Source organism: Streptomyces sp. NPDC006687, from assembly GCF_040636215.1.
GTDB lineage: Bacteria > Actinomycetota > Actinomycetes > Streptomycetales > Streptomycetaceae > Streptomyces.
Genome location: NZ_JBEYJJ010000015.1, coordinates 136,972 through 144,739 on the forward strand (window position 1 = coordinate 136,972; position 7,768 = coordinate 144,739).

General features: G+C 73.5%; 6 protein-coding genes. All 6 read left to right on the forward strand.

The genetic code is table 11. The features are described from left to right. Nucleotides 1-185 precede the first annotated feature (185 nt). Nucleotides 186-1,847 (forward strand): protein kinase, encoded by a 1,662-nt coding sequence (locus ABZ716_RS19840; protein ID WP_358960450.1) that lies wholly within the window; start codon nucleotides 186-188, stop codon nucleotides 1,845-1,847. 206 nt (nucleotides 1,848-2,053) lie between these two features. Then, the gene (locus ABZ716_RS19845) at nucleotides 2,054-2,605 is read left to right on the forward strand and encodes a hypothetical protein (RefSeq protein ID WP_358960452.1); all 552 of its coding nucleotides are present in this window, start codon (nucleotides 2,054-2,056) and stop codon (nucleotides 2,603-2,605) included. 63 nt (nucleotides 2,606-2,668) lie between these two features. Beyond that, complete coding sequence (locus ABZ716_RS19850) at nucleotides 2,669-3,400, forward strand: PadR family transcriptional regulator (RefSeq protein WP_358960454.1); 732 nt, start codon at nucleotides 2,669-2,671, stop codon at nucleotides 3,398-3,400. Nucleotides 3,401-3,425: 25 nt separating this feature from the next. Beyond that, on the forward strand, nucleotides 3,426-4,262 hold the full coding sequence (locus ABZ716_RS19855) for an ABC transporter ATP-binding protein (protein WP_358960457.1): 837 nt from the start codon (nucleotides 3,426-3,428) through the stop codon (nucleotides 4,260-4,262). 101 nt (nucleotides 4,263-4,363) lie between these two features. Then, nucleotides 4,364-7,123: an FtsX-like permease family protein gene (locus ABZ716_RS19860; RefSeq protein ID WP_358960469.1), complete on the forward strand. Its 2,760-nt coding sequence runs from the start codon at nucleotides 4,364-4,366 to the stop codon at nucleotides 7,121-7,123. Nucleotides 7,124-7,205: 82 nt separating this feature from the next. Next, nucleotides 7,206-7,748: a bacterial proteasome activator family protein gene (locus tag ABZ716_RS19865; RefSeq protein ID WP_351877783.1), complete on the forward strand. Its 543-nt coding sequence runs from the start codon at nucleotides 7,206-7,208 to the stop codon at nucleotides 7,746-7,748. Nucleotides 7,749-7,768: the final 20 nt, after the last annotated feature.

The following is a 7,768-nucleotide window of genomic DNA, read 5'->3' on the forward strand; positions in this document are numbered from 1 at the left end:
GCCTCTTCGGGTGCTCCGGTGAACGCTACAGCCTCCGCACCCGTCACCGTTCGGGTACAGACACCGCGTAGGCCCGTGGTCACGCAGCGGGCACCGGCTTGACGTGTGCTTGCCCTCCGGCAGACTGGGCGCGACATGCGCTCAGCCAGACGCGTAGCAACACAGCCCGAGGGGAAGCAACAGTCATGAGCCAGGACGGCACACAGGGCCGGTACGCAGGCGGCTCCCTGGCCGGTGGCCGTTACCAGCTAAGGGATTTGCTGGGCGAGGGGGGCATGGCCTCGGTCTACCTCGCGTACGACTCCGCGCTCGACCGCCAGGTCGCCATCAAGACGCTCCACAGCGAGCTGGGGCGCGAGGCGTCCTTCCGCGAGCGGTTCCGGCGTGAGGCGCAGGCTGTTGCGAAACTGTCGCACACCAACATCGTCTCGGTCTTCGACACGGGCGAGGGAACCGTCACCTTCGGCGCCGGCGGCGGCGACGAGGCGGTCATGCCGTACATCGTCATGGAGTACGTGGAGGGCCAGCCGCTCGGCTCGGTCCTCGACGCGGACGTGCGCCAGTACGGGGCCATGCCGGCGGACAAGGCGCTGAAGGTGACGGCCGACGTGCTGGCCGCACTGGAGACCAGCCACGAGATGGGCCTGGTCCACCGCGACATCAAGCCCGGCAACGTGATGATGACCAAGCGCGGCATCGTCAAGGTGATGGACTTCGGCATCGCCCGTGCCATGCAGTCGGGGGTCACCTCGATGACGCAGACCGGCATGGTCGTCGGCACCCCGCAGTACCTGTCGCCGGAACAGGCCCTGGGACGGGCCGTGGACGCCCGCTCCGACCTGTACTCGGTCGGCATCATGCTGTTCCAGCTGCTGACGGGCCGTATCCCCTTCGAGGCGGACTCCCCGCTGGCGATCGCGTACGCGCACGTCCAGGAGGAGCCGGTGGCCCCCTCCTCCATCAACCGCGCCATCACCCCGGCGATGGACGCGCTGGTGGCGCGGGCGCTGAAGAAGAACCCGAACGAGCGCTTCCCCACGGCCGCGGCCATGCGGGACGAGATCATGCGGGTCATGTCGGCGGGGCACACCGGTGCCCCGGCCATCGTCCCGGGCGCGGCCACGGGCGGCAGCGGGGCGGGCGTGAGTTCGGCCGTGTTCCCGCCGGTGGACTCGGGCTTCCAGGCGCCCCCGCCGCACTCGCTCCAGCAGCCGTACCCGGCCGCGCAGACCCCGCCGCCGTCGCCGTACGCGCAGCCTGCCGCGGCGCAGTCGCACGCGGGCGGGTACGCGTACCCGCACACGGCGCAGGCCCCGCAGCAGCAGTACGCGCCGCAGACGCCGCCGCCGTTCACCATCTCGCCGACTCCGGCGGGGGGCCAGACGGGCTCCTCGGGCGGTGGGAAGAGGAACATGCCGATGGTGGTCGGCGCGATCGTGGTCGCCCTGCTGGCCATCGGCGGGGTCATCGCCGTGGTCAACATGGGCGGCGGCTCCGACGACACGGACAAGCCGCAGGCCCAGTCCTCCGCGTCGGCCGCCGCCTCGGCCAAGCCGGGGCACAAGGGGCCGGACACCTCGCGCACGATCGACGTGGAGAAGTGCAAGAGCCCGACGAAGTCCTACAAGGACGCGACGAAGGTCGTGGCGCCGGACTTCCGGTACAAGAACCTGCTGTCGATCAAGCAGTGCATCCAGGCGGCCGGCTGGCGGTACAAGATCACCGAGCGCGACGAGACCGTCTACGGCCAGGACACGGTGCTGGAGCAGCTGCCCGAGGCCGGGACCGACGTGGCCAAGGACAACACGGAGTTCACGCTGGTCGTCTCGACCGGCAACCCCTCGTAGCGACGGGCCTCCTGAGGGCGTAGCGGAGGCTTTCCGGCGCCGTAGGGGAGGCATTCCGACGCCGTAGCGGAGGCATTCCGACCCCCGGGCATCCCGGGGCACCCCGATGGGTGTCCCGGGATGCCCGTTTTGTCCTCTCGTGCCACTCTGAGTGCGGCGCCTCGACTCCCCGGCGTCCCGGCCGCACGGAACGGGAGGGGCACCCCGTGAACCGACGCCTCCGCGCTCCGCACCGGACCGCCGGAGCCGCACTGGCGGCCGCCGCGCTGCTGGTCACCGCACCGGCGGGGGCGGCGCCCGCCCTCGGTCCCCACCCCGCCGTCGCGCCGGCGCGGGCCGACTCCGGCCAGGCGGCGCGCGGGTCCCTGCCGGAGGAGTCCGGGGAGGTCCCCGAGGAGGCGTACGAGGAGCTCGCCGGCAGCCCCGCGGGGGTGGGCCGGGAGCACCCGGGGCGCCCCCCGGACGCTCCGGCGGACCCGGAGTTCACCACCGTCTCGCGGCCCCTGCACCCGGTCCGCCCCGCCCCCCGCCCGGAGGGCCGCGAGCGCACCGGCAACCAGCGCCCCGCCACCCCGGCGCGCCCCTCGCCCTCACCCCCGCCCTCGCCGGACGCCACCGGTCCGGCATCGGCCCTGGGCACCGGGCCGAACGCGCGGATCGCCGACCTGGCGGCGCATCTGCTGCCGCTGGGGACCGGGCTGGCCCTGATGGGCGTGGGGCTCGGGTACATGGGCGTCCGGCTGCGGCGCAACCGGTAAGCCCCCTTCCAACAGGGCATACTCGGTATACATACTCGGTATGCTCGTGTATACATACTGAGTATGTCGATCCGTCACGGCCTGCTGGCGCTGCTGGAACGGGGCCCCCGTTACGGCTCCCAGCTGCGCACCGAATTCGAATCCCGCACCGGCTCCACCTGGCCCCTCAACGTCGGGCAGGTGTACACCACGCTGGCCCGCCTGGAGCGGGACGGGCTGGTGGCCCCGGGCGGCGAGGACGCCGCGGGACACACCCTCTACGCCATCACCGGCACCGGGCGCACCGAGCTGCGCGACTGGTACGAGCGCCCGGTGGACCGCACCAACCCGCCCCGCGACGAGCTGGCCATCAAGCTCGCCATGGCGGTGGGGGCGCCGGGCGTGGACATCCGCGCCGTCATCCAGGCCCAGCGGCACGCCACGCTCAGGGCGATGCAGGACTACACCCGGCTCAAGGGCCGGGCGCTGACCGCCATCGAGAGCGGGCGGGCCAACGAGCGCGACGACCTGGCGTGGCTGCTGGTCCTGGAGCAGCTGATCTTCCAGACCGAGGCCGAGGCCCGCTGGCTCGACCACTCCGAGGCCCGGCTGGTCCGTCTGGCCGCACTGGGCACACCCGCCCCGTCGCCGCCCGCGCCCGGCACCACGGGCGCAGCCCCGTCCTCCGCGCCGGGCACCACCGACGCCGCCGAGGGGCCGCAGCCGGCCCAGGCGGCCGCCACCGGCCCGGCCACCGGCACCACCGGCCTCACCACCGGCACCACCGGCCCCGCCGCCCGTACGCGGCGGGGCTGAACAGCCTTCCAAGGGGGGACCCTTCATGCCTGACCAGCAGCACAGCTCCTATCCGTCCCAGCCGTACCCCGCTCAGCCCGCCACCGCGTACCCGGCGCAGCCGTACGCCGCCCAGCCGTCCGGGGCCGGCGAGCCCTCCGCGCCCGTGCTCCGGCTGGAGAACCTCGTCCGCACCCACGGCAGCGGCGCCACCGAGGTGAACGCCCTGCGCGGGATCGACCTCTCCGTCCACCCCGGCGAACTCGTCGCCGTCATGGGCCCCTCCGGCTCCGGGAAGTCCACCCTGCTCACCCTCGCCGGCGGGCTCGACACCCCCACCAGCGGACGGGTCCTCGTCGAGGGCGTCGACATCACCACCGCCGGCCGCCGCGCACTGGCCGCGCTGCGCCGCCGCAGCATCGGCTACGTCTTCCAGGACTACAACCTGATACCCGCCCTCACCGCGGCCGAGAACGTGGCCCTGCCCCTGGAGCTCGACGGCACCTCGGCCCGCAGGGCCCGCACCGCCGCCCTCGCCTCCCTGGAGGAGATCGGCCTGCGCTCCCTCGCCGACCGCTTCCCCGACGAGATGTCCGGCGGCCAGCAGCAGCGCGTGGCCGTCGCCCGCGCCCTGGTCGGCGAGCGCCGCCTGGTCCTGGCCGACGAGCCCACCGGCGCCCTCGACTCCGAGACCGGTGAATCCGTGCTGGCCCTGCTGCGGCAGCGCTGTGACGCGGGCGCGGCCGGGGTCCTGGTCACGCACGAACCCCGCTTCGCCGCCTGGGCGGACCGGGTCGTCTTCCTGCGCGACGGCACCGTCGTCGACGAGACCGTGCGCAGCCAGGCCGACTCGCTGCTCTCCGGGCGGGCGGCCGGCCTGTGACCTTCCCGCTCCTCTCCTGGTACCACTCCTGGGTCGCGGCCCTGCGCATCGCCCGCCGCGACGCCTGGCGCGCCAAGGGCCGCAGCGCGCTCGTCCTGGCGATGATCGCCCTGCCGGTCGTCGGGGCCACCGCCATCGACCTCACCCTGCGCAGCGGCGAACTCACCCCCGCGCAGGCCCTGTCCCGTCAGATCGGCGCCGCCGATGCCCGGATCGACTCGACCGGCCTGGACGGCCCCATCTACCAGCGCCCCGACGGGCAGAGCTACGCGCCCGTCGGAGGCTACGAGAAGTACCGCCCCGCCCCCGAGGGGAAGGGCGCCCCCCTCAAGGACGCGGTCCCGGCCGGCGTCGAAGCCGTCCGGATGACCGAGTCCGGGGCCAAGGTCCACACCCGGCACGGCCTGCTCGAAACCCAGCTGCGCGAGCTGGACGTGCACCACCCCTTCACCCAGGGCATCTTCACCCCGCTGCGCGGACGGCTCCCCCAGGGGCCCGGCGAGGTCATCGCCACCGCCGCCTTCCTGGAGCACTCGGGGCTGTACGTGGGCTCGTCCGTGACCCCGCGCGGCTCCGCCTCCCCGTACCGGATCGTGGGCTCGTACGAGCTGCCCTCCGAGCTGAAGCGAGACGAGCTGCTCGCCCTGCCCGACGCCCTGATCGCCCCTCTCGTCCAGGCTCTCACGGCCACCGGCGCGTCCAAGCCGCACGTCAGCGACTCCTTCCTGGTGAAGGCCGGCGGCGATGGTTTCACGTGGAACATGGTCAAGGAGGCCAACGCCAAGGGCGGGCTCGTCTTCTCCCGCGCCGTCGCCGCACACCCGCCCGCCGACTCCGACGTACCGCTGTACGCGCAGCAGTCCAAGGCGCAGTTCGCCGGTCCCGGCCTCAACAGCGGCCGGTTCACCGAGAAGACCACCATGGCCACCGTCGTGGGCCTCGCCCTGCTGGAGGTCTGCCTGCTCGCCGGGCCCGCCTTCGCGGTCGGCGCCCGCCGCTCCCGCCGCCAGCTGGGCCTGGTCGGCGCCAACGGCGGGGACCGCCGGCACATCCGGGCCATCGTCCTGTCCGGCGGTCTGGTCATCGGCGTCGTGGCGGCCGTCATCGGCTGCGCGGCCGGCCTGGGTCTCATGGCCGCTCTGCGGCCGCTCCTGGAGGAGAAGATCGGCCTCCGCTTCGGCGCCTTGGACGTCCGCCCCCTGGAACTCCTCGGCATCGCCCTGCTCGCCGTACTGACCGGCCTGCTGGCCGCGGTCGTCCCCGCCGTCACCGCCTCACGGCAGACGGTCCTGGCCTCCCTCACCGGCCGCCGGGGCGTGCGGCGCACCAGCAGGATCCTGCCCGTGGCCGGTCTGCTCGCCATGGCCGGCGGTGTCGCGGTCGCCCTCTACGGCACCAACTACCGGGTCAGCCCGAATCTCGTCGCGGCCGGAAGTGCCCTCGCCGAGCTGGGCGTGGTGGCCCTCACCCCGCTCCTGGTGGGCCTGTTCGGGCGGCTGGGCCGGTGGCTTCCGCTGTCGCCGCGGCTCGCGCTGCGCGACGCCGTCCGCAACCGGGGGCGTACGGCTCCGGCCGTGGCGGCCGTCCTGGCCGCCGTCGCCGGAACCGTGGCGGTGTCCACGTACCAGTACAGCCAGGACGTCCAGGCCCGCCACGAGTACGTCGCCGAACTCCCGGACCAGGCCGGCCTGCTCAGCACGAACGACAACAGCTCCCACAAGGACGTGCCGACCGCACGCGAGATCCTCGACAGGACCCTGCCGGTGGCCGTACGGGCCGATGTGGACCGCCTGGTGGCCGGGAACCCGAACTGCGAGCCCTACGCGACCCTGCCGGGCTGCGGACGGGTCGAGCTCGTCATCCCGAAGGAGCAGCGCTGTCCGCTCGACGAATCCACTCACGGCGCCTCCGACTTCCCGGAGGCGGAGGCGAAGAAGCTGCGCCAGGACCCGCGTTGCGCGAGGCCGCGCCGTCCGGGACCCAGGTTCCAGACGGTCGTGGCCGACGCGAAGCTCCTTGAGGTGCTGGCGGTCAAGGACGCCGGCTCCGCGGCGGCCCTGAAGGCGGGCCGGCCGGTCGCCTTCGACCCGCGCGCGGTGAAGGACGGCAAGATCACCCTCCGGGTGGTCACCGACCCCGTCGCGGCGCAGAAGGCGGAAGCGGTCCACGCCGAACTGCCCGGACAGGACAAGGTCCTCGCCGTCCACCAGGCCCCGGCAGGCGTCCAGTCCTGGGGTGTGAGCGTCGTCCTGCCGCCCTCGGCCGCGCAGGCCGCCGGTATCGCCACGGCACCCGTCGGGTCGTACTTCAGCCTGGAGACGGCCGCCACCACGCAGCAGCGGCAGCGGCTGGACGGGGAGATCGACCGGACGGGCGCCGATGTCCGCGTCCGGATCGAACGCGGCTACCAGAGCGACTCGACCATCGGCACGCTGGCCCTGGCCGTCTTCGCGGGCCTGGTCACCATCGGCGCGGCCGGCATCGCCACCGGCCTGGCACAGGCCGACTCCGAGGCCGACCTGAAGACCCTGGCGGCGGTGGGTGCCGCCCCGCGCGTGCGGCGCACCCTCAGCGGGTTCCAGTGCGGGGTGGTCGCCCTGATGGGCGTCGTCCTCGGCTCGGCGGCGGGCATCCTGCCGGCGGTCGGCCTGCGCCTCACCCAGGAGAGCGAGCAGCGCAACCTGCTGCGGCACGCCGTCGAGGCGGGCTACGCCACCGCGGACGAAGCCCTCTACGTCCCGATCGCCATCCCCTGGGACACCCTGGCCGGCCTGCTGGTGCTCGTCCCGCTGGGCGCGGCGGTACTGGCCGCCCTGGTCACCAGGTCGAGCGGCGCCCTGGCCCGGCGGGCGACGGGATGATGTCGCCGCCCCCGCACAGGGTGGATCACGCCCGTGCGGGGGCACACCGTGGGAGAACGAAGGTGTGCGAGAGAATGGCGGCATGGAGATGCCGAGGAGTGAACGGTCGCAGGACAGTCCCCCGCACGTCCTGATCGTGGGACAGGACGGGATGACGGTCGGCGGCGCCGATGACGAGTCGCGCGAGGTCCCGGTGACGGAGATGGTCGAACAGCCCGCCAAGGTCATGCGGATCGGCAGCATGATCAAGCAACTTCTGGAAGAGGTCCGCGCCGCACCTCTGGACGAGGCCAGCCGGGTCCGTCTCAAGGACATCCACGCGGCGTCGGTGAAGGAACTGGAAGACGGCCTCGCCCCGGAACTGGTCGAGGAACTGGAGCGCCTCTCCTTGCCGTTCACGGAGGAGGCGGTCCCTTCCGAGGCCGAACTGCGGATCGCGCAGGCGCAGCTGGTCGGCTGGCTGGAGGGCCTCTTCCACGGCATCCAGACGGCCCTGTTCGCCCAGCAGATGGCGGCCCGGGCCCAACTCGAACAGATGCGACGCGCGTTGCCCCCCGGCGGCTCCCACGACGACGAAGACGACCCCAACCCCCACGGCGCCATCCGCTCGGGCCCGTACCTCTAGCCCCCGGCGCCCCGCAGCCC